General features: G+C 38.6%; 26 protein-coding genes. 17 read left to right on the forward strand and 9 right to left on the reverse strand.

Annotation, left to right across the window (positions count from 1 at the left end; translation table 11 throughout):
* Positions 1-122 precede the first annotated feature (122 nt).
* The 5 genes from LVD15_RS03055 to LVD15_RS03075 form a co-directional block, all read right to left on the reverse strand.
* Positions 123-1,328 (reverse strand): IS4 family transposase, encoded by a 1,206-nt coding sequence (locus LVD15_RS03055; protein ID WP_233776251.1) that lies wholly within the window; start codon positions 1,326-1,328, stop codon positions 123-125.
* Between the two features lie 133 nt (positions 1,329-1,461).
* Positions 1,462-2,379, reverse strand: a complete 918-nt coding sequence (locus LVD15_RS03060) for a rhomboid family intramembrane serine protease (protein WP_233778816.1) — start codon at positions 2,377-2,379, stop codon at positions 1,462-1,464.
* Between the two features lies 1 nt (position 2,380).
* Positions 2,381-3,178: a rhomboid family intramembrane serine protease gene (locus LVD15_RS03065; protein WP_233778817.1), complete on the reverse strand. Its 798-nt coding sequence runs from the start codon at positions 3,176-3,178 to the stop codon at positions 2,381-2,383.
* Between the two features lie 5 nt (positions 3,179-3,183).
* Positions 3,184-5,043, reverse strand: coding sequence for a DNA mismatch repair endonuclease MutL (gene mutL, locus LVD15_RS03070; RefSeq protein WP_233778818.1), 1,860 nt, complete (start codon positions 5,041-5,043; stop codon positions 3,184-3,186).
* 15 nt (positions 5,044-5,058) lie between these two features.
* Entirely contained in the window at positions 5,059-5,409 is a 351-nt protein-coding gene (locus LVD15_RS03075; RefSeq protein WP_233778819.1) for a hypothetical protein, read from the reverse strand.
* A gap of 205 nt (positions 5,410-5,614) precedes the next feature.
* Between LVD15_RS03075 and LVD15_RS03080 the strand changes: the two genes are divergently transcribed.
* The 4 genes from LVD15_RS03080 to LVD15_RS03095 all read left to right on the forward strand — a co-directional run bounded on the left by LVD15_RS03080 (position 5,615) and on the right by LVD15_RS03095 (position 10,389).
* Positions 5,615-7,894, forward strand: a complete 2,280-nt coding sequence (locus LVD15_RS03080; protein WP_233778820.1) for a serine hydrolase domain-containing protein — start codon at positions 5,615-5,617, stop codon at positions 7,892-7,894.
* A gap of 33 nt (positions 7,895-7,927) precedes the next feature.
* Positions 7,928-8,524 (forward strand): serine hydrolase domain-containing protein, encoded by a 597-nt coding sequence (locus LVD15_RS03085; RefSeq protein ID WP_233778821.1) that lies wholly within the window; start codon positions 7,928-7,930, stop codon positions 8,522-8,524.
* Positions 8,525-8,539: 15 nt separating this feature from the next.
* Positions 8,540-9,697, forward strand: a complete 1,158-nt coding sequence (bshA, locus tag LVD15_RS03090) for an N-acetyl-alpha-D-glucosaminyl L-malate synthase BshA (RefSeq protein ID WP_233778822.1) — start codon at positions 8,540-8,542, stop codon at positions 9,695-9,697.
* 80 nt (positions 9,698-9,777) lie between these two features.
* Complete coding sequence (locus tag LVD15_RS03095; protein ID WP_233778823.1) at positions 9,778-10,389, forward strand: sterol desaturase family protein; 612 nt, start codon at positions 9,778-9,780, stop codon at positions 10,387-10,389.
* A 179-nt stretch (positions 10,390-10,568) separates the two neighbouring features.
* Here the strand turns inward: LVD15_RS03095 and mdh are convergent, their stop codons facing one another.
* The 4 genes from mdh to tilS all read right to left on the reverse strand — a co-directional run bounded on the left by mdh (position 10,569) and on the right by tilS (position 13,440).
* Entirely contained in the window at positions 10,569-11,501 is a 933-nt protein-coding gene (mdh, locus tag LVD15_RS03100; RefSeq protein ID WP_233778824.1) for a malate dehydrogenase, read from the reverse strand.
* Between the two features lie 101 nt (positions 11,502-11,602).
* Complete coding sequence (locus LVD15_RS03105) at positions 11,603-12,121, reverse strand: Crp/Fnr family transcriptional regulator (protein ID WP_233778825.1); 519 nt, start codon at positions 12,119-12,121, stop codon at positions 11,603-11,605.
* Complete coding sequence (locus LVD15_RS03110) at positions 12,114-12,275, reverse strand: tRNA lysidine(34) synthetase TilS C-terminal domain-containing protein (protein WP_233778826.1); 162 nt, start codon at positions 12,273-12,275, stop codon at positions 12,114-12,116. Before LVD15_RS03110 ends, LVD15_RS03105 begins: the two co-directional genes overlap by 8 nt.
* Positions 12,265-13,440: a tRNA lysidine(34) synthetase TilS gene (gene tilS, locus LVD15_RS03115; RefSeq protein ID WP_233778827.1), complete on the reverse strand. Its 1,176-nt coding sequence runs from the start codon at positions 13,438-13,440 to the stop codon at positions 12,265-12,267. Before tilS ends, LVD15_RS03110 begins: the two co-directional genes overlap by 11 nt.
* Positions 13,441-13,486: 46 nt before the next feature.
* Here tilS and LVD15_RS03120 point away from each other — a divergent pair, with 46 nt between their 5' ends.
* The 13 genes from LVD15_RS03120 to LVD15_RS03180 all read left to right on the forward strand — a co-directional run bounded on the left by LVD15_RS03120 (position 13,487) and on the right by LVD15_RS03180 (position 24,788).
* Positions 13,487-14,341, forward strand: a complete 855-nt coding sequence (locus LVD15_RS03120) for an OstA-like protein (protein ID WP_233778828.1) — start codon at positions 13,487-13,489, stop codon at positions 14,339-14,341.
* A gap of 19 nt (positions 14,342-14,360) precedes the next feature.
* A complete protein-coding gene (locus LVD15_RS03125; RefSeq protein ID WP_233778829.1) occupies positions 14,361-15,146 on the forward strand; it encodes an LptA/OstA family protein in 786 nt (261 codons plus the stop codon).
* 96 nt (positions 15,147-15,242) lie between these two features.
* Positions 15,243-15,953 carry a T9SS type A sorting domain-containing protein gene (locus LVD15_RS03130; protein ID WP_233778830.1) on the forward strand — a complete coding sequence of 237 codons (711 nt, stop codon included), beginning with the start codon at positions 15,243-15,245 and terminating at the stop codon, positions 15,951-15,953.
* A 103-nt stretch (positions 15,954-16,056) separates the two neighbouring features.
* Complete coding sequence (locus tag LVD15_RS03135) at positions 16,057-16,869, forward strand: outer membrane protein assembly factor BamD (protein WP_233778831.1); 813 nt, start codon at positions 16,057-16,059, stop codon at positions 16,867-16,869.
* 24 nt (positions 16,870-16,893) lie between these two features.
* Entirely contained in the window at positions 16,894-17,217 is a 324-nt protein-coding gene (locus LVD15_RS03140; RefSeq protein ID WP_233778832.1) for a DNA-directed RNA polymerase subunit omega, read from the forward strand.
* An 8-nt stretch (positions 17,218-17,225) separates the two neighbouring features.
* Positions 17,226-18,425 carry a bifunctional phosphopantothenoylcysteine decarboxylase/phosphopantothenate--cysteine ligase CoaBC gene (coaBC, locus tag LVD15_RS03145; protein WP_233778833.1) on the forward strand — a complete coding sequence of 400 codons (1,200 nt, stop codon included), beginning with the start codon at positions 17,226-17,228 and terminating at the stop codon, positions 18,423-18,425.
* Entirely contained in the window at positions 18,413-19,303 is an 891-nt protein-coding gene (gene porD, locus LVD15_RS03150; protein WP_233778834.1) for a type IX secretion system protein PorD, read from the forward strand. The genes coaBC and porD overlap by 13 nt, the downstream gene beginning before the upstream one ends.
* Complete coding sequence (locus LVD15_RS03155) at positions 19,304-19,525, forward strand: hypothetical protein (RefSeq protein WP_233778835.1); 222 nt, start codon at positions 19,304-19,306, stop codon at positions 19,523-19,525.
* The gene (recN, locus tag LVD15_RS03160) at positions 19,526-21,184 is read left to right on the forward strand and encodes a DNA repair protein RecN (protein WP_233778836.1); all 1,659 of its coding nucleotides are present in this window, start codon (positions 19,526-19,528) and stop codon (positions 21,182-21,184) included. It begins immediately after the preceding gene.
* Between the two features lie 101 nt (positions 21,185-21,285).
* Positions 21,286-22,191 (forward strand): STM4015 family protein, encoded by a 906-nt coding sequence (locus LVD15_RS03165; protein WP_233778837.1) that lies wholly within the window; start codon positions 21,286-21,288, stop codon positions 22,189-22,191.
* Position 22,192: 1 nt separating this feature from the next.
* The gene (locus LVD15_RS03170; protein WP_233778838.1) at positions 22,193-23,323 is read left to right on the forward strand and encodes an STM4014 family protein; all 1,131 of its coding nucleotides are present in this window, start codon (positions 22,193-22,195) and stop codon (positions 23,321-23,323) included.
* A 1-nt stretch (position 23,324) separates the two neighbouring features.
* Positions 23,325-23,987 carry an HAD family hydrolase gene (locus LVD15_RS03175; RefSeq protein ID WP_233778839.1) on the forward strand — a complete coding sequence of 221 codons (663 nt, stop codon included), beginning with the start codon at positions 23,325-23,327 and terminating at the stop codon, positions 23,985-23,987.
* A 3-nt stretch (positions 23,988-23,990) separates the two neighbouring features.
* On the forward strand, positions 23,991-24,788 hold the full coding sequence (locus LVD15_RS03180) for an STM4013/SEN3800 family hydrolase (RefSeq protein WP_233778840.1): 798 nt from the start codon (positions 23,991-23,993) through the stop codon (positions 24,786-24,788).

The following is a 24,788-nucleotide window of genomic DNA, read 5'->3' on the forward strand; positions in this document are numbered from 1 at the left end:
TACTCCTAAATATAAAACCATATTTTAAATCACTAGTGTCCGACTAAACTCTGGTCTAAGAAATTTTAGCGATTCTAAGCAAAAATAAAGTGGTTTTCTTCTAATCTGGAAAAGTGAGCCCTCTATGGACTAAATAAAGGGTATTGATTGGTTTTATATATTGTTTTTTGAAGTTCTAGGTCTGGATTGTTTAGAAAGCGGGTAAGGTGAACATAGGCCATCAAGTGAAACCTTACCAATGAGACCATATTAGAGAAGGCCCATCTTTTTTTGATCTGTTTTCGGACTACTTCCATCAATAATAGACAGATCAGGGCACTCCAAATTTGGATCTCAATAGCATTTTGGTTGTCCCCCAGAAAATATTTGAGAGGAAAGTTCTGCTTCAGCTTTTTAAATAAAAGCTCTATCTGCCATCGGTATTTATAAATGGCCGCTATTGTGGCTGCTTCCAACTCCATATTATTGGTCATAAACACTAATAATTTATTATTGAGGTCATCATAATAGGCTATTCTTCTATTTTGAAGCTCTTGCACTTGTCCATCAGTCTTGAAACTGATAACAACTTTTTCATCCTTAAGTACACAAAAGTCTTTATCTTCAGGCAGTTCTAGCTCATCTATTGATTGATATCTGGCATTTTCCTTCATTCTAGTAATGTAAAATATCCCTTGATGACTCCATTGTGCGTATTGTCTATAATCGATATACCCTTTATCCATCACCACATAGGATCCTTCTGGGAGTTGTAATTGCTTTAAAAATGTATGATCATGCTGACTTCCCTTGGTCAACCGTACTAAACATGGCATTAATTCTGCCGCATGAATCATTACATGAGCTTTAATGCCTCCCTTGCTTTTGCCATCTTTTCTAGGGCGTCCTGCTACCTTGAGAATATCTTTAAACAGACTAATAATCGTTGAATCAACAATATAAAGTTTATTGAGAACTTCCATTCTCAAGCGGCTGTCCGGCAAAAGGTGCCGATACTTTTTAAACAATTTCATGTAAATGTCTGCAAAGACTATACTACTGCGTTTTTTGTTGCTATCTGATAAAGTGGAACGTCTGGGTATAAATTGAATACCTAAATGGATCAGCTTGTTTTGGCAGGCCAAAAGCCCCGTAGTAAGCTCTCTGAGAGCACTTGCCCCACTGAAACAGCAGTATAACATGCTTACTAGGTGATGCCAAGTATTCAATTTCTTGTAATATCTGTCAGATTGGTATTTTGATATTATTTGATTTAACACCGATTTATCTATCAGCGATAATAGTTGAGAAAAGATTGGCTGTCCGTAGAAATATGTATTTTTACTCATGTGTGATTTTTTGTTGTGGTAAACCGAAAATACACATTATGGGGCACTCTTGAAATTATTCAGAGGCCCCTATCTTTTTCTCGGACACTAGTGATTTTAAATATTAAATAATATAACAATTCAATTTTGAAACCTACTTATTACTCGCATTAAAAAGCTTCTGCTTTTCCTCCTTAGAAAGGCTTTCGTATCCTTTTTCAGATATTTTGTCCAGAATGGCATCTATTTCTGCCTGATCAGATTTTTTAGAGTGAACCGGACTACTAGCTGTTGATGTATGTGCTTTGCTTTTCCTAGACTGCTTAGTTCTTTTATAGCTTACTTTAATATTAGGAGAAGAGGTAAAAAGCCTTTTGAAAAAATACATAATCCTAATTACCCAATTCCCCAGATCAGTGCCTTTTTGTATTTGCTTTATATAAATGAAGCCCACTAAAGCGCCACCTAAGTGAGCTATCTCACCTCCGGCATTACTACCTGTAGATTGCAAAAATGAAAGCACCACATAAAACAGAGCGATATACTTTATCTTTACTGGACCTATAAATAGTAGAGCTACAGTATAGTTAGGCACCAGTGTAGCTGCTGCTGCCACTACAGCAAGCACTCCTGCAGATGCTCCAAATAAAATAGATACATTAACCGCCTGAGCAAAATAGGGTATAAGATTATATGCCAACATATAAAGCACTCCACCACCTAAACCTCCTAAAACATAAGAGGCAATGAGCTTATCACTTCCAAGGAAATTAATTAATATCCTTCCGAACCAATAAAGAATAAGCATATTCATGAGTATATGCCATATGCCTACATGCGTAAACATATAAGTCAATATTGTCCACGGTCTGGTTATAAATACATCTACATTAGCTGGTAATGCTATAAAACTTATAAGCTCTACGTGTGTCTGCGCCAGGTTCATGATCACATTGAGCAAACCAATAAGCACGAACATTACTACATTTATGATAATGAGCTGAACATGAGAATAATTAGGCCTATTAAAAGCATTTTTAAACTCGTCTAAAAAGCCACCTCTGCTATACATCTTAATAAAATTTATTTCTTTGGCCCTGCCAAATTTTGATCATTATAAAAGCGAACACCATCCCTCCCAGGTGAGCAAAGTGCGCTACGTTATCGCCAGGATTTCTGCTTAGCCCGGAGTAAAGGGCTATTCCTCCAAGTATGAGCACTAAATATTTTGCCTTAATAGGTATGGGCGGAATGAGCAACATAAGCTGTGTATTAGGAAACAGCAAGCCGAAGGCCATAAGTATACCATATACCGCTCCTGATGCACCTAGCATTTTTCCGCTTTTAGAGGCACTCTGATATGCTCCAATAGCTATATCTTTACTTCTTTGAATATAAGCTGGATCGTTTTCGTGCTTAGAGAATTCATTAGAAAAATCAAATACTGATTGATTGAAATACTCCTTATTCTCATCAGCAAAACGAGTGAAATTATCTGCATTAGGAGCTTCTAAATAGGTATCTACAGCACCTTGAAGGCTACTTACCCTCCAATATTCTATACCATTATATAGTAATCCTGCACCTATACCAGTAACCAGATAAAATATCAGAAACCTTTTTGGCCCCCAAAACTGCTCCAACAAAGGCCCTAGAAAAATGAGCCCGAACATATTAAACATAATGTGAAATATGCCCGAATGCGCAAACATATAAGTCAGAAATTGATACGGCCTGAAGTTAGGCGACTGCAACCCCCACAGAGAGACATACTCCGTTAGATGCATATCTCCCATTAAATACTGAAGTAAAAAAACTACTACATTTATAATCAACAGGTTTTTAACAACCGGCGTAAGTCTCTGCATCATATCTCTTACCTATTAAAGAAATTTTCTATCCTATTTAAATCCAAAATATGAAAAGTTGTTTGCCCATTAGCAGCATAATTTGGATTGGAACAAGCAAATAACTGATCTACCAACCCGGACATCTCCTCTTCATTTAAGCGAGCCCCTCTTTTAATGGCTGTTCTGCGAGCCAATGCCCTGGCCAGGTTCTCATTTCGGGGAATAGAAAGCTCAGATTTATTTCTCTTAAACTGATCTATAAGTCCTTCAAAAATCTCCTTTTCATTAGCATTACCAATATCAGCCGGCAAGCCCTTTATAATAATGTCATTTTTGCCAAAAGGTTCTATTTTAAAACCTAAAGCTGACATCTCCTCCTGCATATCCATTACGAGGGAATAGTCTCCAGGGTTTAGTGACACCGTTTGAGGAAAAAGAGATTGCTGCGATGCCCCTGTGTTATTTTTAAGATGGTTGATATATTTTTCAAACAATATTCGCTCATGCGCTGCCTGCTGATCTACCAACATCAATCCTGATTTCACCTGAATAAGGATATACTTATTATGCAGCTGAAACATGGCTTTACCTCGCTCTTCATTCTCAGCCTCTACCGGTGTTTCTGCGTTTACCTTACTCCCAAAAGTAATAGTAAGGTTCTCTTCCGGCTCATGCCTGTTAGGCATAGAGGTCATTGAAGGAGTCTTACCCAAGTGTTCCTGATCAAACAGTTTCTCCCAATTATCTCTGTTAGACTTCTGCTGGGGCGACTCCGTATTTCTAAACTGAGTATAGTTCTTATCTTTTATAGTCTCTCTTTCTCTTGTCAGGTCCATCCCGCCAGAGAGCTTGGTTCCTAAATTAATATCTGCCTGAAAATCAATAGTAGGCGTAATGTTATGAGTAGCCAGCGCCTGCTTTACCGCTGCCCTCACCAAAGTATAGATAGTGCGCTCATCATCAAACTTAATTTCTGTCTTGGTAGGATGAACGTTAATATCTACATGTACGGGATCTAACTCTATAAAAAGCACGTAAAAAGGAAAGCTTCCTTCTGGCAGCAGCCCTTCAAAGGCGTTCATCACGGCGTGGTTGAGGTAGTTACTTTTTATAAACCTGTTATTAACAAAGAAAAACTGCTCCCCTCTGGTTTTGCGCGCAAACTCAGGTTTACCTATATATCCATAGATTTTCACCTCAGCCATTTCTTCTGAACAAGAGGCCAGTTGCTCCCGGTAGTTTTTACCAAAAAGGCCTATAATCCTCTGACTCAGTTTACCGCCTGGCAAGCTATAGGTTTCCAAATCATTTTGGTAGAGAGAAAATTTTACTTCCGGATTGGCCAAAGCCACCCTTTGAAACTCCTCAACTATGTGCTTCATTTCTACGCCGTTGGATTTCAAAAAATTCCTACGGGCAGGCACATTATAAAACAGATTTTTTATGCAAATAGACGTTCCCTTTTCACAAGCTACAGGCTCCTGCTTTTTTATTTCAGAAGCCTCTACAGTAATCAGCGTACCCAGCTCTTCACCTTCCTGCCGCGTTTTAATCTCCATCTGAGATACAGCAGCTATTGAAGCCAATGCCTCTCCACGAAAGCCCATGGTTCGTATAGAAAAAAGATCTTCTGTTTTGGTAATTTTAGAAGTAGCGTGTCTCTCCAGGCTCATTCGAGCGTCAGTTTCAGACATACCTTTTCCATTATCCATGATCTGCATCATGGTTTTACCTGCTTCTTTAATAATCACAGTGACCTCATCCGCACCAGCATCTATGGAGTTTTCCAGAAGCTCTTTTATGGCCGATGCCGGACGCTGTACTACCTCTCCTGCTGCTATTTGGTTGGCTAATGAATCAGGAAGTAATCGTATGATGTCTGGCATGTAGTATTCTCGGCTTTAGATAATTCTTTTGACTTTAAGGTACAATAATACAGAAGATACCAGAAGAAAAATATACAAAGCAATATTTCCATAGAACCAATATCCCACAAGCCCGGCAGTAAGTAACAAGATAATTACAGGCTGAGTCATGTTTACATTCTTTCTGGCCGGTTTTCTGGTAGTAAAAGAGCCAGAGATTCTTGACTTAGGAAAATCTTTTTCATCAAGTTTTCCCAGGTCCGCCTCAATCATGCTCTTAATGTGAGAAGTGCGCGCGTCTATTTCTTCCTTTACAGGATCATAATAACGGGGCGCTACATTGAATCTTTGGTATTTCGGAGTCTTAAATAATGAAGGAAGTCTCATATGTTAAATATTTTTGGCCTAGATACACCGTTCATCTTCAGGATCTTACTACATTCACATCGTAAAGAAATGATTGACGAAGTTATATCTTTTTGATAACATAATCCATTATTCGTAATATGGACACATGTTTGGCAATTATTTCTATCTTAGTAGAATACAAAATTAATTTTTTAAACGTTTTATTCATAAAGGAAACGGCTGCATGTTTAAAAAAGTTTTTAGCGCCTCTCTATTGATTTTTGGCTTATCGGTTACTGGCTTCTCTCAAAACCAACAACAAGAACAATGGGTAGACAGTGTCTATCAAAAACTTAATCTGGAGCAAAGAATCGGTCAGCTTTTCATGGTTCCTGCTTATTCTAATGGCAGCACCGAGCATTTAGAGAGTCTCGAAGCACTCATAAAGAAAAGACAAATTGGAGGCCTCATTTTTATGCAAGGTTCTCCTATCAAACAAATTAAAATCACTAATCGGCTGCAATGCTTATCCAAGACGCCTTTATTAATAGGTATGGATATGGAGTGGGGTGCTGGCATGCGAATAGACAGCACGCTGAGCTTTCCCAGGCAAATGGCATTAGGTGCTATAGAAAAGGATAGCCTTATTTATGCCATGGGGCAGGAAATAGCCCGAGAGATGAAAATACTAGGCGTACACCTCAATTTCGCTCCTGTAGCAGATATTAATAACAATCCGCTAAACCCGGTTATAGGCGTAAGGTCTTTTAGTAGTGACAAAAAAATAGTAAGCGAAAAAGCATTAGCTTACATGCGAGGCCTGCAGGAAAACGGCGTATTAGCTTGCGCCAAGCACTTCCCTGGCCATGGAGACTCCCATCAGGATTCTCACCTTACTCTTCCTAAAATTGATATCAGCCAGGAAAGGCTGGATACACTTGAATTATACCCTTTCAAGCAGCTGATGAACGCCGGAGTAGCCAGCATAATGACAGCACACGTAGATATGCCCGCCATCACCAAAAAGAATGAGCCTGTATCCTTATCAGAAAAGGCAATATCGGGCTTTCTGCGCTCAGACCTTCAATATCAAGGACTGGTAATTACTGATGCCTTAAACATGAAAGCTATATCTGGTAAATATAAAGCCGGAGAAGCTGAAATGGAAGCTCTGAAAGCGGGTAATGACATCTTACTATTTCCAGAAAATATTCCAGAAGCATTAGAGAAAATAAAATTAGCACTACGTAAAAAAAAGATAAGGCAAGATCAGTTTGAAGCCAGTGTTAAAAGAGTGCTAAGAGCAAAGTATAGAGCCGGACTAACAGGTAAGTGGCAACCTTTAAATACTGAGAACATCATAAGGAAGCTTAATAAACCCAAAGCCAAATTTCTACAAAACAGTCTTTTTGAAAACACTATCACTACTGTATTTAATGCAGACAGCCTGCTTCCCATTGTTAATCTAGATAATAAATATTTCGCTTCCCTTACTATAGGAAGCACCGGCCAATATGATGATTACCTTGACAAATATGCACCGGTAGTCCATTATAAATATGAAGCCTCCTCTAACGAAATATTATTTAAAGAGCTGAAATCATACGGCGTGATAATGATAGCCGTTGCAGATATAGACCCTGCAAAAGACAACTATGGGATTTCTAAAGATGCCATTGATCTTATTAACAAACTAGGGAAAGAAACGCAGGTAGTGCTTAATATTCTTGGTACACCTTACGCTATACCACTGTTTAGCAATGCTTCCGCTATTACCTGCTCTTATGAAAACAATATCATCACTCAGCAGCTAATTCCGGAAGCTATATTCGGGGCCATTAAAACCTCTGCTCGCCTTCCTGTAAGCATTAAAAACTTCCCCATTGGCAGTGGAGCTACCACGCCCTACCTCCAGCGCCTTGGCTTTTCTATACCCGAAGCCGTGGGAATGGATATGGATGTTTTAAACAAAATTGATGGTATTGCTAAAGAAGCCATCAATGATAAAGCAACCCCTGGCTGCCAGGTATTAGTAGCTAAAGACGGTAAAGTGGTTTTCCAAAAATCATATGGCTACTACACTTATGACAGCCTTAGACCTGTTACTAAAGAAACCATTTACGATATAGCCTCTGTAACTAAAGTAATGGCCAGCATGCAGGCTTTTATGTTTTTAGAAGAAAGAGGGGTAATTGACCTTGATAAAAAAATATCAGTCTACTTGCCTGAGCTTAAAGGCACCAATAAAGAAAATATGATTTGGCGAGACATCCTCACTCACCAAGCCGGACTATGGCCTTATCTACCTTTCTGGAAACAGACCACAGATGATCCTACCCTTTTTCATCAGTTTTATCATAAAGAGCCTAGCTCAGAATTTTCTTATCAGGTATCTGACAACCTGTACACCTCTGATGTGATGCAGGATAGCCTTTGGAGCTGGGTGGTAAGCGCTAAGCTGAGAGACAAAGAGCCGCACGTACCCTATGACTATAAGTATAGTGACATGGGGTACTATATATAAAAAAGAACCGCTGAAAAAAAACTCAATCAACCGATGAATGAGTTTCTTCAACAAAATTTTTATGATCCTATGGGGCTTACTACTATGGGCTACCTCCCTCTATGTAATTACCCGCTCAGCCGCATAGCTCCTACAGAAGATGACAACCTTTTCAGAAATAATCTTGTTTATGGGTTAGTACATGATCAAGGAGCCGCCATGAGCGGCGGTGTAGCCGGTCATGCAGGCTTATTTAGCAATGCACTTGACTTAGCAAAAATGCTGCAAATGCACCTTCAGGATGGTGAATATGGAGGTATCAGATATTACCAAGAGGGTACATTAGAACGATTTACTACGCAGCAATATAAAACTAACAGAAGAGGAATTGGCTGGGATAAACCGCAAATGGGAGAATGGAACGGACCTACTTCCACCTATGCTTCCGCGAAAACTTTCGGGCATACCGGATTTACCGGCACAGCTATTTGGGCAGATCCAGAATTTAACTTAATTTATATATTCTTATCTAACAGGATATACCCCGATGCTGAAAATACAAAACTTATTAAAAATAATATCCGTACAAGAATTCAGGATGTGATCTATGAATCTATGTGGCACTATAATCAACATATAGATTCATATTAATTTATGAGAAAAAGGATGAAAATAGGAATTGTATGCTACCCTACGTTTGGTGGTAGTGGAGTGGTAGCAACAGAGCTGGGCAAAGCCTTGGCTAAAGCGGGTCATAATGTTCATTTTATAACCTATTCACAACCTACCAGGTTGGATTTTTTTAATGAGAACCTCTTCTATCATGAAGTAGATATTCGTTCTTACCCGTTATTTCAATACCCTCCTTATGAGCTGGCTCTGGCCAGTAAGTTGGTAGATGTAGTGAAATACGAGAAGCTAGAGATATTGCATGTACATTATGCTATTCCACATGCATCTTCTGCCTATATGGCTAAGCAAATACTAAAAACAGAAGGCATAGACATACCTGTAGTAACTACCCTGCACGGCACAGACATAACGCTCGTGGGTAAAGATGCTTCATACGCTCCGGTAGTTACTTTCAGCATTAATGCTTCTGATGGTGTAACAGCTGTTTCTGAAGATTTGAAGAAAGACACCTATGAGCACTTCAAAATCACTCAGGATATAGAGGTTATTCCTAATTTTATTGATCTTGACAGGTTTAAAAAGCAGAAAAAGGAACATTTTAAAATGGCCATTTGTCCTAATGATGAACCTTTAATTGTACACACTTCCAATTTCAGAAAAGTGAAGCGTGTCGATGATGTTATCAGAATATTTAGTAATATCAGGAAAGAAATACCTGCTAAATTATTGTTAGTAGGTGACGGCCCGGAAAGAAACAATATAGAAGCACTGTGCCGTCAATTTCAAATCTGTGATGACGTACGCTTTTTAGGAAAGCTAGAAGCCGTAGAAGAAGTACTTTCTGTAGCTGATCTATTTATAATGCCTTCAGAAAAAGAAAGCTTCGGACTAGCAGCGCTGGAAGCTATGGCTTGTGAAGTGCCGGTAATATCATCTAACGCTGGTGGTTTACCTGAACTAAACATCAATGGAGAAACCGGTTACATGAGTAAAGCCGGAGACATTGAAGACATGACAAAAAATGCTCTGCATATTTTAGACAAGGACAATCTGCCTACTTTCAAAAAGAATGCATTAGCAAGAGCTAAGCAGTTCAATATCACTGAAATTATGCCGATGTATGAAAATATGTATCAAAAAATACTGGACAAACAGTGGAAAAATGAAACAATTTCACCCAAAGCGGTGTAATTAGTTAATTATAAAAATGGCTCAATTTTATTAAAAACCATTTACATAAATTATTTTTGTGAAAATTTTAGCACAGAGGAATGGCACAAGTAGAATCAAAAGACACTAAAGTATTATTTAACAATAAGCTCATTGAGAGGCTTTCAAGAACACATATATCTATACCTATCACCTTATTTTTCATTTATTCAGCAGGGCTGTTGTACTGGAGTGTAACCCACACAGCATTAGCAGTAGCAACTACCGTTACTTTATTCTTTGTAGGGTTGTTTGTCTTTACATTTGTTGAATATTTAATGCACCGTTATGTATTTCACATGGATACATATACTAAGCTCAGAAAAAAGATACAATACAATTTCCATGGGGTACATCATGACTATCCTAAAGATAAAGATAGATTGGCAATGCCTCCGTTGGTGAGTCTTACGCTAGCTACCACATTACTTCTAATATTCAGATTAATTATGGGAGACTTTGTATTTGGCTTCCTTCCTGGATTTTTGATTGGTTATGCCAGCTATTTGTTTGTACACTATATTGTACACGCTTATCAGCCACCAAAAAATGCATTTAAAACTTTGTGGGTGCATCATGCTATACACCACTACAAAGATCCTGAAAGAGCTTTTGGTGTATCATCTCCATTTTGGGATTACATTTTCAGAACCATGCCTAAAAGAGGAAGATAAATAATATTATATTTTAAAGGGTGCTTATACAAGGCACCTTTTTTTGTGCCTCTGCCTCACTAATCATAGCCATTTCTCGCTTTTCATCTCTCCTGCCTCAGCTACCATCTAATTATCATTACCAACAAAAAAAGCGGGACAAAGCCCGCTCTTCTTTCAATTTCAATATTAAGAACTAATTATCCGTTCAATTTATCAAGAACTTCCATTACTTCTGTAACATGCTTTCTAGAAGTTTCTAGTAATGCTTTTTCTTCATCGTTAAGGTCTAATTCTATTACCTTTTCAACTCCGTTTTTACCAAGCACTACAGGTACTCCTAAGTAGCAGTTATCAATTCCGTATTCACCTTCCAGCTTAATACATACTGGGAATACTCTTTTTTGATCTTTAACGATAGCTTCAGCCATTTGAGCAGCAGCAGAACCTGGAGCATACCAAGCTGAAGTACCCATTAATTTCACTAGCTCACCACCACCAGTTTGTGTTCTTTTGATGATAGCATCAAGCTTATCTTTATCTATAAGCTCAGTTACAGGGATACCCCCTACGGTAGTGTATCTTGGAAGAGGCACCATAGTATCACCATGACCACCCATAAGTACAGCTTGGATATCTTTAGGAGAAACATCAAGTGCTTCAGCTAAAAATGCTCTGTAACGGGCAGTATCTAAAATACCAGCCATACCCATTACTTTGGTACGAGGTAGTTTAGATGATAAATGAGCCTGATATGTCATTACATCAAGAGGATTAGAAACAATGATAATAATAGCATCAGGAGAGTGCTTGATTACATTTTCAGTCACTGACTTCACAATGCCCGCATTGGTTTCGATAAGGTCATCACGAGTCATCCCTGGTTTTCTTGGTAAACCAGAAGTAATAACCACTACATCAGAACCTGCTGTTTTGCTGTAATCATTAGTTGAACCTATAGTTCTGGTATCGTACAAATTAATGGGAGCTTTCTGAAAAATATCTAAAGCTTTTCCTTCTGCTACTCCTTCTTTTATATCTACCAGCACTACTTCATTAGCTATTTCGCGATAGGCTAAAACATCGGCACAGGTAGCGCCTACATTACCTGCTCCAACTACTGTTATTTTCATAATTTTTATATGTAATTGATTGAATGAATTTGTTTATACGGCTAACAAAATTAACCAATACGAAGGACTTCGCTAAGCTTACAATCAATTAAATTAAGGCCTTAACCGCGATAAACCTGACTTAAATTGAAGAACCCCATAGAGGACTTGTAAGCCTTAAAAACATTGGAATTATATTCATTATAAACCTCCGCCAGCACCTCCAACATACGGGTCTTTATTTTTATATTATTTTCAAAAATATCGAAGATATTATCTTGGGGTATCACATAAAACTCTGCCTTTTCTGACACCACAAAAGCATTAAGCAAACGCTTGGTATTTCTCAACAAGCAGCTTTCTCCCAGCGCTACTCCCGGCCCTACTTTGGTAAGGTCTTCAAACCTTTCATTCACATCTATAGTGAGCGCTATTTCTCCTTTTTTAATGAGGTACAAAGCATGGCTAGGGTCATTTCTAAAAAATACCACTTCGTCTTGCTCATATTTTCTCTCATACATAAATGGCAGGAAGAGTGACATCTGCTTGTAATTGAGGGTGGAGAATAAATCTATCCTGGACAGATATAGAAATAAATCGTGCTGCTCAGGCGTAAAGGTCTTTTTAAATGGATTATTCATGATCTACTCTTACTATGTTGAATATCTTCTTTGAAGAAGATGTTATCTTATACCGGTCATCTATTCTGTAGCCAATCACCCAAGCAATATTTTCACCAGAGGTAAGCACATAGACCCTCTCTTTCAAGTTTAATGGAATTTTCTCATCTATCATAAAATCGCTTAGCTTTTTTTTTACCCCTCATTCCCAGAGGTCTAAAAGCATCTCCCTGCTGCCATTTTCTCACTTTAAGAGGGAACTCCAAACGCTCATAATCCAAGCTCACCTTATTGGCTGATTTTAATATTTTACTATTGTCTTCTGTAGTATAAAGCTGAAAAGTCAACTCTCCTTGCTTCACTAAATCATCCTCTTCTTTAATTTCAAAGGCTATTTCTTCTTCTCCTCTTTCACTAACAATAAGACTGTCCCTATCCACATTCACCTGATGAGAAGCCGATAGAAACAGCTTGCCTGGCTCGCCTACCCTTACAGCCTGCATCACTTCTTCCGCCTGCACAAACGTAAAACCAAAAGGACGAAGCAGTTCTTCTAGCACCACTACTTTATCAATCTTCCGTAACTGCTGTAATGACAGATAATGATCCGCTCCTTTTTGCTCCCAGTAGTTATATTTGAAATCATCTCTTACCTCATGCAGCATCTGCTCCATTTCCATTAACCGCTTTTGGGTGTTTACATAAGTGTTTTCTACCGAAGGGTTAATCTTCCTTAGCTCAGGCACCACATTATTCCTGATCTTATTTCGCATATAATCATCAGAAAAATTACTAACGTCATCTCGCCAACGTATTTCATTGCGGCTGGCATAATACACTATCTCTTCCTTAGTAGCCCACAGCAATGGCCTTATTAGCCGGCCATTCCTAGCCTTGATACCTCGCAAACCGCTTATGCCCGTACCTTTAGTTAGGTTATAAAGGGTAGTCTCCAAACTATCATTAAGATGATGGGCTGTTACCAGGCAGCTTAATCCCCGCTCTTGAAGCAATTTATTAAACCATTCATACCTCAATTCCCGAGCTGCCATTTCTATAGAAATAGAGTTTCTTTCGGCATAATTTTTGGTATCAAATGACTCTGTTACACAATCAACCTTTATCGATTTGGCAAACTTTTTCACAAAATCTTCATCTTCATCAGAAGAAGCGCCTCTCAGGTTAAAATTACAATGTGCTATTGTAAACGAGTATTTAGCCTGCTTCAGCAGCATGGCCAGCACCATGGAGTCTACTCCTCCACTTACCGCTACCAGCAGCCCATCGGTATATGTACATAAATTATTGTCATCTATAAAATCTAAAAATTTCTTAACCATGGTTGTACCCCATTTTTTTGGTTAGTTTTGCAAACTGTTAATTATCATGATCAAATTTACCCTAAAAATAACATATATTCTTGTTCTGCTCTGCGCTACTGCTCTTACGGCTTTCGCACAGAAAGAACAGATACAATTGAAGCAAGCCGATATATGGAAGGGCGGAATTAGAGATGGCCAACGCATAGATCGTGTTATAGGCAATGTTATCTTCCAACAGAAGGAGACCACCATCTATAGTGACTCTGCCTACTTCTTTAACGCAAAAAACTTCATAGAAGCTTACGGCCATGTAAAAATTGTAGAAGGCGACTCAGTAACTATTACTGCCGAAAAACTTATATATGATGGTAATAAAAAAGAAGCGCAACTCAGGGAAGATGTAGTCTTTGTAAAAAAAGCACAAATGACTTTATACACAGACTACCTGGATTATTACCGAATACAACAGGAAGCTCGCTACTACGAAGGCGGCAAAATAGTAGACAGCGCCAACGTACTTACTAGTGAAAAAGGATACTATCAGGTAAATACTAGTATGGCCTCTTTTAAAACTGATGTAAAGGCAGTAAACCCAGACTACACCTTAACCTCTGATACTCTACAGTATAACACCAAGACCAAGATTATTTACTTCCGTGCTCCCACCAAAATTGTAGACAGTGACAGTAGCATTTTCAACTATGAAACCGGACAGTACGATACTAAAATAAAACGTTCTGACCTGAACATTGGTCAAATAGAAAGTAAAGAATACATACTTAAAGGTGATAGGCTTAATCTGGATGATCTGAGTAAAAAATATACTGCTAAAGGCAATGTAGTGCTCATTTCTAAAGAGCAAGATGTGATTATTACCGGAGATGATGGCTTTTACCAAAAAAAAGGACGGAATCTCTAAAGTATATGGAAATGCACTTATGAAAAAGGTAATGCAAAAAGATACGCTTTACCTAAAGGCTGATACTTTGGTAGCAATAGAAAATGAAGATCCTGCTAAAAAAAGGTTATTAGCTTATAAAAATGTTAAAATATTTAAGCCTGATCTCCGTGGAGTTTCTGATTCTCTGGCCTATTTCACCAGTGACTCTACCATTTACTTTTATGATGATCCTGTATTATGGAGCGGCGGCAGCCAGATAGAAGCTGATTCTATTAATGCCGTCTTAGCCAATGGCTCCATAGAAAGGCTTAATATGAATGAAAACTCCTTTGTAATATCTGAAGATAGTATCTCCAATTACAATCAGATAAAAGGACGGAGCATGGTAGCCTACTTTAAGGAAGGCAGCATTAAAAAAGTGGACGTTAATGGTAATGCAGAAAGTTTATTTTTCGCTCTGGATGAAACAGATAGTTACCTGATGGGGATGAATAAAATCACCTGTAGTTTTATGATTATCAATTTCAAGCTTAATAAGGTAGACAACCTATCTTCTTATGTAACTCCCGATGCCTCATTTATCCCTCCGCATGAGCTGGAAGATCCTGAAAGAAGATTAAAAGATTTTAAATGGAGAATTTCTGAAAAACCTGAAAGAAAAGATGTGCTGGGAGAAGAGGCTGACGCAAAGCCGGATAGCAACGATGACACCGAAGAGAAAGACACAGGACCATCTCCAAAAAGCATAGAACTTGAAACAAAAAAAACTAACGACAGTATAAAGTTAAAGAAGAATAGATCACAATTGAAGAAGGAGGAGTAGCAGGAAGTGGTAAGCTTTATTTATTAATAGTTTTTTTGTATATTGTTCAGTTCAGTAGTAGGCTTTATATAAGTAGATCATAACTATGTTTTTAACATGAAATTATATTTATCAATGGTTCTGGGCTTTATATCCATATGCAGTGCATATGCGCAAAGCTTTGAAGTAATTGATAATACTCAAGCCTTCGCAGGAAACATAGGACAAGACATTTCTGCTACTATACCCATAAGAAACAACTCCTCCCGGCCCATTCAAATGATAATTAAAAGAGTGGATCAGATGATAGGCACAGGCCAAATCAACTACTTCTGCTGGGATAATGAATGCTTTGACCCAAGCACTAATCAATTGCCATTATCAAAACGTTTAAACCCAGGAGAAACCACCTCTAAATTTAAAAGCATACTCATAGGAGGCCTCGCACCAGGGTTTAGCACTGTGAAATATTTAATTTTTGACAGGGACAATCCTACTGATGCCATTGAGCATGAAGTAACTTACACCATTGAAGAAAGCACCGAAAAGAAACTGATCTTCAGCTCCAAAGACATAAAAATAAATGATGTTTACCCTAATCCTGTTGAAGATTTTGCTATTGTAGAATACAATATCCTCAACCAAAACAAAAACGCTAAAATAGTCATTCACAATGTTTTAGGCAGTATTATTAGCGAATACAAGCTATCATCATTAGAAACTAAAATTAAAATAAAGACTAATGATTTGAACTCCGGAGTATACTTTTACACCTTATATGTAGATAACGACGGAGTGATGACCCGCAAGCTGATCGTTAAAAAATAATCTCCCTCAACAAACTAAGCCCAATATACTTTCGTTATAAACCTCGGCGACTACGCATAATACCATTGTATATTATAAATTACTAACCTATATTTGCACCCTTATGTTAAAACGGGTATTTTCCAAGAACTTTATCATTGTACTTACCATCCTTTCTATATTCTCATGTAGCAAATTCCGCAAAATTGAGAAAAGTGAAGACTGGAGGGTTAAATATGATGCGGCACTAAAGTATTACGAAGACAAAGACTATTACCGCTCAGGCGTATTATTTGAGCAGGTTTTACCTATAGTAAGAGGACTTCCTGAGGGTGAAGATGTTCAGTTTAAATTTGCTTATTGCCAATATTATCAGAACTTCTTCTTACTAGCAGCACATCACTTCAAAGTGTTTTATGAAACTTACGCCAGAAGTGAATACGCTCAGGAAGCACAGTATATGCATGCTTATTCTTTATATGCTAACTCCCCTGCTTACAACCTGGATCAGACCAGTAGTATGGAAGCGCTAATAGCTATGCAAAACTTCATCAATAAGTACCCTTCTACCAAGTTTAGAGATGACGCTACTGCCGTTATTGATGACATACAGGAAAAACTGGAATTAAAAGCTTACGAAAATGCTAAGCTTTACTATAAAATAGAAAAATATAAAGCTGCAGTAGTAGCTTTCGATACCTTTAAAAATGACTTCCCTGATTCAAAATTCAACGAAGAGGTAGCCTACATGAAGTTTATGGCTCAGTATGAATTGGCTCAGCGTAGTATATACAGCAAACAGCTGGAGCGCTACCAAGAGGCCAACACCTATTACTTAGAGTTTATAGATGACTACCCTGAAAGTGAATTTATTAAAGACGCAGAGAAGAGATATGCTAACAGTTTGGAGAAATCTACCGAACTGGCAAAAAAATAATTTAATTAAATTGAAATAAAAGTTATGGCTATTCAAGCATCAATTGTTACAAGAGATATGGATAAACTTGCCAATGTTACTGGCAACGTATATGAGAGTGTAGCAATCATTGGAAAAAGAGCAAGACAAGTTGCTGTTAATGTAAAGGAAGAGCTTAACAACAAGTTAGCCGAATTTGCCTCAACAGTAGATAACCTTGAAGAAATTTTCGAAAACAGAGAGCAAATAGAAATCTCTAAATTCTATGAGAGAATGCCTAAATCCACTAATGTAGCTATTGAAGAGTTCATAGAAGGAAAAGTTACATTCCGTAGAAGAGAAGAAGAAGATGGTGGCCTAAGTCTATAATCAGCTAAATGCTCCAGGGTAAGAAAATCATACTCGGAATATCCGGAAGCATAGCCGCCTATAAAGCAGCCACACTTACAAGGCTTTTAGTAAAATCAGGAGCAGAGGTGAAGATTATTATTTCTTCCTCTGCTTCTGAGTTTATTACCCCTCTTACTTTAGCTACCTTATCCAAGAACCCGGTACTCTCAAGTTTTACTAAAAACAGCGCTGGCGAATGGAATAATCATGTAGAATTGGGGTTATGGGCTGATGCTATGATCATGGCTCCGGCCAGTGCCAACACCATAGGAAAAATGGCTAACGGGCTGTGCGACAACCTACTACTTGCCACCTACTTATCTGCCAAATGCCCCGTTTATGTGGCTCCTGCTATGGATCTGGACATGCACAAGCATCCTGCTGTACAGGCGAACATAGCCAAGCTGATAGAATATGGCAATAAGATCATAGAAGCCCAACACGGCGAACTAGCCAGCGGACTGGTAGGTACAGGCCGTATGGAAGAACCTGAAAATATAGTATCTATACTTAAGCAAGAACTAGGTGCAAAAAAGCCTCTAACGGGTAAAAAAGCGCTAGTTACCGCAGGCCCTACTTATGAAGCCATAGATCCTGTTCGCTTTATAGGTAATCACTCTAGCGGAAAAATGGGCTATGCTTTAGCAGAAGCATTACACGCTGCTGGAGCAGAAGTCACCCTCATAAGCGGACCTACTCACGAGCAATTATCTTCTGCAGACATACACCTTCACAGGGTAACCTCTGCACAAGAAATGCATGATGCGTGCATAGAGAAATATCCTGAAACTGACATAGCTGTATTAGCTGCAGCTGTAGCTGATTACAAGCCGGCCAAGCAAGCCACTCAAAAAATAAAGAAGAGTTCTGACCATCTGTCCATAGACCTGGTAAAAACTTATGATATTGCCAAAGCCTTGGGAAAATTGAAAAAAAATGGCCAGTTTACAGTAGGTTTTGCCTTGGAAACAGAAAATGAAGTGACTAACGCACAAGAAAAACGAGAGAAAAAGAACTTCGATTTTATTGTACTTAATTCCCTTCAGGATAAAGGAGCTGGCTTCGGGCATAATACCAATAAAATATCTATTATTGACAGACAAAATAATGTCCGTGATTTTGAGTTAAAAGATAAAAGAAGTGTAGCCCAGGACATTGTCAACGCCATTATCGAATGTATCGAATAATAACTATAGCCTTTGTTTTTATTTCTTATCTAAGTGTAGCTCAGGAGCTAAACTGCAAGGTCACCATTAATTCTGATCAGGTACAAACCTCTGACCGCAGAATTTTTGAGGATATGGAGAATGCACTTTCGCAGTTTATGAACTCACGCACATGGACAGATAACACCTATGAGAGCTTTGAAAGGATAAAATGCAACCTCATTATCACCTTGCAAAATCCTACTACCATAGGCAGCTACCAGGCTACTGTACAGGTACAATCTGCTCGCCCTGTTTATAATTCTAATTACGAGTCTATCGTGCTTAACTTTGCTGATAGAGACTGGGCGTTTGAATATGTAGACTCTCAGCCGCTAGATTTCAGTGACAACATCTATAACTCTAACCTTACTTCGCTACTTGCTTTTTACGCTTACCTGATCATAGGCATGGATTATGATACCTTCAGCCCTATGGGTGGTACACCTTATTTCCAAAAAGCTTTAAACGTAGCTACTAACGCGCAGCAGTCTAACAGACCTGGGTGGGACGCTATGGGAAGTACTAGAAACCGTTATTGGCTGATCGAAAATTTAACCAACTCACAGCTTTCTCCTGTAAGACAAGGATACTACGATTATCACAGGCAGGCTCTTGATACCTTTGAACAGGATAAAGAACAAAGCCGCAAGAAGATAGTAGAAGTACTGAAAAACATAAGAAAAACACGCACCGCCTACCCTAACTCCATTCTGATTATCGCTTTTCTAGATGCTAAGTCAGATGAGCTGATCAATATTTTTTCGGAAGGCAATATACAAACACGCAGAGAGGCTTTTGATGCACTTTCTAACATTGATCCTTCCAAGAGTAGTTCTTACGAACAAATGATTAAATAAATGGCTAAAAGACAACTACGCCTATCTCCAGACCTCATCTCTGAAAAATGGTCTGAAATTTCTGGTAAAAAAGCTAATATTGTACTAAACAATAGAAGAGTCATCTTTGTAAAGCTGATAGAACACTCTGCCGACCAAATAAAGGTAGAAGATATGAAACAGCAAAAGCACAAAGTAGACACTAAAGAAATATCAGAAATCATTCTAGACATTAAAGCTTAAATGCTCAAACATCTATTAATTAAAAATTACGCTCTTATTCAACATCTGGAGATAGACCCTTCAGCTAATCTGAATATCATCACAGGAGAAACCGGTGCTGGTAAGTCTATTATGTTAGGAGCCGTAGGATTATTGCTTGGTAACAGAGCTGATACCAAATCATTATTAGATGAAAGTAGTAAATGTATAATCGAAGGCCAATTTGATATCAAAGAATATCAACTAGAAAAACTTTTTGATGAAGAAGACCTTGATTATGCCCCTCTGTCCATTTTCAGAAGAGAAATAAGCCCTTCTGGCAAGTCACGTGCGTTTATTAATGATACACCTGTAACGCTAGACATACTCAAAAAGCTCAGCACCAGGCTTATGGATGTGCACTCTCAGCACGAGACACTACATTTAGGCAAACATAATTACCAGCTTGCCTTTGTAGATGCTTATGCAGGAACCACCGCACTAAGACAAGCTTACAGAAGTAAATTCCAAGCCTATAAAAAGGCTCTTCAAAAGCTGGAAGCGCTAAAGAAGGAAAATGCTGAAGTAGGTAAAGAAGCGGATTTTAATAACTTCTTACTCTCTGAACTCACAAAAGCAGAGCTCAAAGCTGGAGAGCAGGAAGAGCTTGAAGCATCATTAGAGGTGATGGAGCATGCTGAAGAGATCAAGACCAAGCTCAACGAATCATTAGCCACCCTTTCTGACGGGGAGTTCGCTGCCATTAGTGGTTTGCAGCAAGCTAAAACGCTGGTTAGTCAGCTAAAAACATACGCCAAAAGCTATGAATCAATATCTGAAAGACTCGAAAGCACATTTATAGAGCTCAAGGACATCATAAACGAGATTGAAAAGGAAGAAGACTCAGTAGAGTTTGATCCTGAGGAGATCCAAATTACACAAGAAAGGCTTAGCCTCATTTACTCACTACAACAAAAACATCAGGTAAGCGGCATTAGCGAACTGTTAGAAATACAGGCTGATTTAGAAAGCAAAGCCAATAGGTTTAATAACCTGGATGATGAGATTCAAAGTGCAGAAGCTGAGGTAAAACAATACCAGGAAGCAGCCCAAAAAGAAGCGGAAGCCTTAAGTCAAAAAAGGCAAAAGGTCTTCACTGCTCTGGAAAAGGAACTTAAAACATTACTAGCTCAGGTCGGCATTCCTGATGCTTCTATAAATATCACTAATGAAGTGGTAGCACTGGGAGATCATGGTATAGATCAGGTTAATATTCTATTCAGTGCTAACAAAGGTATAGCGCCACAGGAGCTCTCCAAATCTGCCTCAGGAGGTGAATTTTCAAGGCTCATGTTTTGCGTGAAATACATCCTGGCAGATAAAATATCTATGCCTACCATCATTTTTGATGAGATAGACACCGGAGTTTCTGGAGAAATAGCATTAAAGCTAGGTGATATGATGAAGAGAATGGCCGAGAACCACCAGGTGATTACCATTAGCCACTTGCCTCAGGTAGCCGCCAAAGGCAGCAAGCATTATTTTGTATTTAAAGATAATACTTCTGATAAGGCCATTAGTAAAATTAAAGCTTTAGATGAAGAGGAAAGAATATCTGAAATAGCCAAAATGATAGGTGGAGACAAACCGTCAGAAACGGCCTTCCAAAGTGCGCGTGAATTACTGCAGGTAACTTCCTGAAAATAAGACTTATTAAATTTCTTTCTTCCTTTTTCTTTTTCATAAATATCAGGAAATTAGCCACATATTTATTTTGAAACAGAAAAACTTAGAAAGCAATAATGATTAGTGAAAACGCATCATCATTCAATAACAAGCCCGTTGTTGATTTTGAAGGAACAATTAGCCCAGACAAAGCCTATCGTATTCGTATAGATTATGATAGTGAAGTAACTTTTGGCTCATTGATAAAGCAGTTTTGTGAAGACCCGAATGCTCAGCAAGTAGAAGAAATCATTTTAGGTAACTGGTTTGGAGATGTATCAGAGCCCGAAGAGTCTAATTTCCCAGTTGATGCTTTAGTAGAAAATAAGGACAAACTACCTAACCTTAAATACATCTTTCTTGGAGATATTACTTATGAAGAATGTGAAATCTCCTGGATAGAAAACGCTGATGTAAACTCAATATTTAAAGCTTATCCTGAGCTTAAATATTTCAAAGTAAGAGGAGGAAACGGCCTTTCTTTTGGAGAATTAAAGCATGATGCTTTAGAAACTCTGATAGTAGAAACCGGAGGGCTGGGGGCTGGCAGCATTGATGAGTTAGCGAAAGCTGAGCTTCCTAACCTTAAGCATTTTGAAATCTGGACTGGTGATGAAAATTATGGTTGGGATGGTAATATTAATACCTTTAAGCCATTTTTCTCTAAAGACAAATTCCCTAAACTAGAGTATTTAGGCTTGTGTGATTGTGATATCACTGATCAAATAGCAGTGGCCTTAAAAGACGCTTCAGTACTTGATATTATCTCTACTTTGGATTTATCCAGAGGTACGCTGGGAGATGAGGGTGCTGCCGCTTTATTAGCCAACAAAAAAATAGAGAACCTTAAGTTTTTGAATCTCAGATTCCACTATATGTCTTCTAAAATGACTGAAAAAATAAGTGCTCTTCCTGTAGAGGTTAACGTAGGTGACCAGCAAGAGGAAGAAGAGTATGGTAGATATGTAGAAGTAAGCGAATAATATGCAGCTGGTACTCATCGGCAACCCAGAAAACCGAAGAAGCCAGTTTTTAAAGGAGGCAGTAAACCACAAGTTACTGCCTCCTTTGCTTATAATCTCTTATGAAAGCCTTTTAGAAAACCCAGAAATATTACACACTCTACCTGACAGCGGGTGGCTTAAAATTGATTCTCCTGGAGAAAACTTCAAGGTTTATAAGCAAATACTCGCTTTGGCTCCTGATGAAAGCAGGTATAATCACATTCCTGCGCATGAAGCCCTTCAGCTTCCTTATGATGAAGGACGCATCTATTACAGCCATCAATGGTATGCTGGGTTTAAAATATTGCTTCACAAAATAGAACTCGCACTAAAAAATAAGCCTGGGCTGAGGTTAGTAAACTCAATTGACAGCATTGAGTTGTTCTTCGACAAAATAGCATCTAAACATATGCTTAGTAAAAATGCTATTGCCACTCCTGCTTTTTTAGATGAAATTCTGCATTATGACCACCTGCACCAGGTACTGGAACAAAAAAAACATCAGCAGGTGTTTATAAAATTAGCGCATGGCTCTAGTGGGGCAGGTGTTTTGGCTTACAGAAAAAATAAAAAAGGCCAGGAGATGCTCACTACTTCCGTAGAATTGGTTAATGAAGGAGATAGTGTCAAACTCTACAATTCATTAAAAATAAGGAGATATACTGACTATAAAGAAATCAGAACCATAATAAACATCTTAGCTAAAGAACGCATTTATGCAGAGCAGTGGATTCCCAAAGCCAGCCAGTCGGGCGGCTTTTTCGACTTACGCTGCGTTACCATTGGAGGGGAGCCTACGCATATGGTTATGAGGCAAAGCCGCTCCCCTATCACCAATTTGCACCTGGGCAATGCCAGAGGCGATCTTAGCTACCTCAAACAATCCATGAGCGATGAACAATGGAAAAATATAATGACTCTAGCCAGAAAAACAGCTCATACTTTTAATGATGCCAGGCTAATAGGGTTAGATATTTTGCTCCCTCCTAAACTGGATAAGCCCATGATTATAGAAGCTAATGCTTTCGGTGACCTTTTACCTCGTATTTTACATGGAAATGAAAATACTTATGAAGCCACGGTGAGCTATTTGTTACAAGAAAAAAAATAGAATGACGCATACTCAAGCTATAATATTCGACTTAGATAACACTTTAATTAATAGAGATCGCGCCTTTCAGGCATGTATAAAAGATTACCTGTCTAATAACGGCTACGAATCAATAACCATTGATTGGGAAGAAGTAATGATTCAGGACCAGGAAGGCCATGCTAACCGGCTAGACTTCTGCGACTGGTTTATTAGCGCTCATCAATTAGACTCCACTAAAGAAGAGCTTTGGCAATACCTTCAAACCAACATTGCCAGCCATATCTCGCCTGATGTTAAGGTCATCGAACTATTAGAGCATCTTTCTTCCTCCGCCATCACTTTAAAGCTACTGACCAACGGAGGTGTTAAAAATCAACAGCAAAAAATCATCAATGCGGAGCTACACCGTTTCTTTAGCAATGCAGATATTTATATTTCTGAGGCCACCGGATATTCAAAACCCGGCTTACAGGGATTCGAAAATGTACTAAATGACCTACATTTGCCTGCGGAAAAAGTGATGATGGTAGGAGATCAATTATATATAGACCTTTATCCGGCCAAGCGGCTGGGAATGCAAGTCTGCTGGGTTCATAATAGTAAATCGCAGAGCTCAACACCTCCTTTTGTAGATCTAAGAGTGAGCCATCCTATAGAATTAAAAGAGCATATTAAAGCCTAAAGCATGTTTGAGGGAACGGAAATAGTGGGTAAAAAATCGATAGTGCTGATTACGCTGGACACCTTGCGCTATGATGTAGCTCAGCAACTATTTTTAGATGGAGAAACGCCTAATCTGGCCAAGATGCTCCCTGCTTCAGGCTGGGAAAAACGGCATGCTCCCGGAAGCTTTACCTACGCTTCTCACCATGCCTTCTTTGCCGGCTTTCTACCCACTCCAGCTGATAACCCTAAAGCTCCTCGCCTATTTGCGGCCAAATTTGCAGGTAGTGAAACCGCTACACAAGGCACCTATGTCTTTGAAACACCTAATATTGTTATGGGATTAGAAGAGGCTGGTTATCATACCATTTGCATAGGTGGAGTCGGTTTTTTCAACAAACAAACAGCACTGAGTCAGCAGTTTCCTGGCATGTTTCAGGAGAGCCACTGGCAAACAAGCTTTGGCGTTACTGATCCTTCTTCTACTGAAAATCAGTTTAAAAAAGCAGCTGATTGCCTTTCTCACTTAAGTGATGATCAACATTTTTTCTTGTTCATCAATATCTCTGCCATCCACCAGCCTAACCATTTTTATTTAACCGATACTGAAGAAGATACCAAAGCCTCTCATGCAGCGGCTTTAAAATATGTAGACAGCCAACTTCCACTCCTTTTTTCATCATTAAAGCAAAGAGGAGAAACTTTTTGTATTTTCTGTTCTGACCACGGCACCACTTATGGAGAAGAGGGTTATACCGGCCACAGATTGGCTCATAAGCATGTGTGGGAAGTTCCTTATGCAGAGTTTTTAGTGAAGTAG

The sequence above is a fragment of the Fulvivirga maritima genome (assembly GCF_021389955.1).
Lineage (GTDB): Bacteria > Bacteroidota > Bacteroidia > Cytophagales > Cyclobacteriaceae > Fulvivirga > Fulvivirga maritima.

What these genes read in the sequence shown, in the direction of transcription:
- LVD15_RS03055 (WP_233776251.1), bottom strand. Translation starts at nt 1,328, where the DNA reads ATGAGTAAAAATACATATTTCTACGGACAGCCAATCTTTTCTCAACTA.
- LVD15_RS03060 (WP_233778816.1), bottom strand. Translation starts at nt 2,379, where the DNA reads ATGTATAGCAGAGGTGGCTTTTTAGACGAGTTTAAAAATGCTTTTAAT.
- LVD15_RS03065 (WP_233778817.1), bottom strand. Translation starts at nt 3,178, where the DNA reads ATGATGCAGAGACTTACGCCGGTTGTTAAAAACCTGTTGATTATAAAT.
- mutL (WP_233778818.1), bottom strand. Translation starts at nt 5,043, where the DNA reads ATGCCAGACATCATACGATTACTTCCTGATTCATTAGCCAACCAAATA.
- LVD15_RS03075 (WP_233778819.1), bottom strand. Translation starts at nt 5,409, where the DNA reads ATGAGACTTCCTTCATTATTTAAGACTCCGAAATACCAAAGATTCAAT.
- LVD15_RS03080 (WP_233778820.1), top strand. Translation starts at nt 5,615, where the DNA reads ATGTTTAAAAAAGTTTTTAGCGCCTCTCTATTGATTTTTGGCTTATCG.
- LVD15_RS03085 (WP_233778821.1), top strand. Translation starts at nt 7,928, where the DNA reads ATGAATGAGTTTCTTCAACAAAATTTTTATGATCCTATGGGGCTTACT.
- bshA (WP_233778822.1), top strand. Translation starts at nt 8,540, where the DNA reads ATGAAAATAGGAATTGTATGCTACCCTACGTTTGGTGGTAGTGGAGTG.
- LVD15_RS03095 (WP_233778823.1), top strand. Translation starts at nt 9,778, where the DNA reads ATGGCACAAGTAGAATCAAAAGACACTAAAGTATTATTTAACAATAAG.
- mdh (WP_233778824.1), bottom strand. Translation starts at nt 11,501, where the DNA reads ATGAAAATAACAGTAGTTGGAGCAGGTAATGTAGGCGCTACCTGTGCC.
- LVD15_RS03105 (WP_233778825.1), bottom strand. Translation starts at nt 12,121, where the DNA reads ATGAATAATCCATTTAAAAAGACCTTTACGCCTGAGCAGCACGATTTA.
- LVD15_RS03110 (WP_233778826.1), bottom strand. Translation starts at nt 12,275, where the DNA reads ATGATAGATGAGAAAATTCCATTAAACTTGAAAGAGAGGGTCTATGTG.
- tilS (WP_233778827.1), bottom strand. Translation starts at nt 13,440, where the DNA reads ATGGTTAAGAAATTTTTAGATTTTATAGATGACAATAATTTATGTACA.
- LVD15_RS03120 (WP_233778828.1), top strand. Translation starts at nt 13,487, where the DNA reads ATGATCAAATTTACCCTAAAAATAACATATATTCTTGTTCTGCTCTGC.
- LVD15_RS03125 (WP_233778829.1), top strand. Translation starts at nt 14,361, where the DNA reads ATGAAAAAGGTAATGCAAAAAGATACGCTTTACCTAAAGGCTGATACT.
- LVD15_RS03130 (WP_233778830.1), top strand. Translation starts at nt 15,243, where the DNA reads ATGAAATTATATTTATCAATGGTTCTGGGCTTTATATCCATATGCAGT.
- LVD15_RS03135 (WP_233778831.1), top strand. Translation starts at nt 16,057, where the DNA reads ATGTTAAAACGGGTATTTTCCAAGAACTTTATCATTGTACTTACCATC.
- LVD15_RS03140 (WP_233778832.1), top strand. Translation starts at nt 16,894, where the DNA reads ATGGCTATTCAAGCATCAATTGTTACAAGAGATATGGATAAACTTGCC.
- coaBC (WP_233778833.1), top strand. Translation starts at nt 17,226, where the DNA reads ATGCTCCAGGGTAAGAAAATCATACTCGGAATATCCGGAAGCATAGCC.
- porD (WP_233778834.1), top strand. Translation starts at nt 18,413, where the DNA reads ATGTATCGAATAATAACTATAGCCTTTGTTTTTATTTCTTATCTAAGT.
- LVD15_RS03155 (WP_233778835.1), top strand. Translation starts at nt 19,304, where the DNA reads ATGGCTAAAAGACAACTACGCCTATCTCCAGACCTCATCTCTGAAAAA.
- recN (WP_233778836.1), top strand. Translation starts at nt 19,526, where the DNA reads ATGCTCAAACATCTATTAATTAAAAATTACGCTCTTATTCAACATCTG.
- LVD15_RS03165 (WP_233778837.1), top strand. Translation starts at nt 21,286, where the DNA reads ATGATTAGTGAAAACGCATCATCATTCAATAACAAGCCCGTTGTTGAT.
- LVD15_RS03170 (WP_233778838.1), top strand. Translation starts at nt 22,193, where the DNA reads ATGCAGCTGGTACTCATCGGCAACCCAGAAAACCGAAGAAGCCAGTTT.
- LVD15_RS03175 (WP_233778839.1), top strand. Translation starts at nt 23,325, where the DNA reads ATGACGCATACTCAAGCTATAATATTCGACTTAGATAACACTTTAATT.
- LVD15_RS03180 (WP_233778840.1), top strand. Translation starts at nt 23,991, where the DNA reads ATGTTTGAGGGAACGGAAATAGTGGGTAAAAAATCGATAGTGCTGATT.